Genomic DNA, 1832 nt, shown 5'->3' on the forward strand with positions numbered 1-1832 from the left:
ATCCTGTGAGGGCCGATCAAAAGAGCTATGAGCAAGTTGAACTATTTCGGCGCAGTAAGCATGAATTCGCTGTCGGCCCCCTACTTTCCCGTGCTGCAAAGGAGTTAACCGGTCGCAAAGCCTTCGAACTAATCCCAGGGTTTCCTGCCAACATTAGCGATCATTCGTCGGATGATCGCATTGTGGGTATTACGTTCGGGCGGATGGAGCATCAGGATGATAGAATTAAGCAAGGGCTGCTGGCGGTTTCGGGCTTTGCAAGATCGGTAAAGGCGGCCAGGGAGGCTGAGGATTGGAAAAATCCCCTAAGGGAGTCGAGTTTCTACATCCTCGGACTAGGGGACCGATGGCTCGTTGAGGCAGAGCAGATTCAGAAGCAAGCCGAGCGTGAGGCTCAGGCCGCGCTCAATATTGTTCCTCTTCCCTACGACGCATCTCGCAAGATGCTTCTCGCGCGGCTCGAGCGTTGTAATCTGGCCCTGATGCTCTCTTGGCACGAAGGTTTTGGGCTGGCGGGTTGGGAAGCAATCGCAGCGGAAACGCCGCTTATTCTCTCCCGCAATAGCGGACTCTATGAGTTGCTCGAGCGGAGCCTTCCGGGAATCGGACCTGGTTGTGTCGAAGCCGTTGATATTCGGGGGAAAAGGGGATCGCCCGAACAGCGGAACTTTCACCCGGAGGATCTCGACGCCGTTGTGAAGTCGATTAAACGTATCGCCGGGAATTTGGAAGCTGCGAAAAACCGTGCGCGCGAGCTTAAGCAGCAACTGGTTTCAAGACTTGGCTGCACGTGGGGGCATACAGCTGCGTCCTTCATTAAAGAGTTATCAGGCGGCACCAAGAGTTTGAGCCCGCCTGTCATAGAGACGGAGGAATGGAATGATGTGCTCCTTAGAGGCACGGTGACAAATGCGTTGCCGGAGGTGGTAGAGCTTGAAGTATCCTCCGCTCAAGGCAAGCTTACGTCCGAGTTCGATTTGTTGGTGGATACTCGATTCGGAAACGCTGAGTTCGCGGTCGATGACTGCACGGTTGAGTACGGCGTCCGCGAGGCATCGCTCCATCTGGAAATGGTCAATTTCTCGGTTAAAAAAGGCGAGCGCTTGGGTGATGCTGCGGATGTCACGCCTCATGTTCGGGCAAGCGGGGGTAACCGGTGGCAGATCTCAGGACCCGTTGAACGCGAGGTTATAATGCGTCGGGCCTTGGGAGCCGAGGCGCTTTGTAGACTACAGCGAACTTCAAAGGAGAAGGCGAAACTCCTCGTTGAAATCTCTTGTCGGCCCCGTGACATACACTACACGGTGCATGACGTATTCAATACGCAGTCCGCTATCGATGTGGAGAGAGTTCTGAACGTCTTTTTGGAAAAGACTTTGTCCCAAAGACATTCAATTGTAGTGCTCAGTCAATTCGAATCCGAAGAGATATGAAGCGATGTTGACGTTGGACGAACTGGCTGTAATCCGGAAGTTGCTTCGGAGCAGGAACGAAGGATTTTCCGCGCTTATCGAAATTGCTGGCTTGGATCCAGCCTCTGACCTAAGAGGCTCGGATTTAAGTGGTGTTAAGTTTGGCGAAGTGGATCTATCCAAATTCGACTTGACGGATGCCAATCTCAATGGTGCCGACATGAGGGAGGTAAAAGGCATCGACCTCGCCAATTTATCGGGTGCTTCGACAGTAGGCACCATTTTGCCGCGTCAATCTTCAGTTCGGTCCTTGTCGACTGTCGCGGATACGCATCCGACGATGAGCGATTTCTCTTCCAAGATCTTGAACATTCTTGGGACTACGGAGCTTCGCCGGGTATCCAACCCTCAAGACATGCT

The 1832-nt window shown here is 53.1% G+C and carries 2 protein-coding genes; both read left to right on the forward strand.

The window, feature by feature from the left end; translation table 11 throughout:
• A partial coding sequence (locus tag AC1D35_RS35830; protein WP_477942721.1) for a glycosyltransferase occupies window positions 1-1433 on the forward strand: 1433 nt, incomplete at its 5' end.
• Window positions 1434-1437: 4 nt separating this feature from the next.
• A partial coding sequence (locus tag AC1D35_RS35835; protein ID WP_477942723.1) for a pentapeptide repeat-containing protein occupies window positions 1438-1832 on the forward strand: 395 nt, incomplete at its 3' end.

This window comes from Rhizobium sp. P1_E6, from assembly GCF_056405875.1.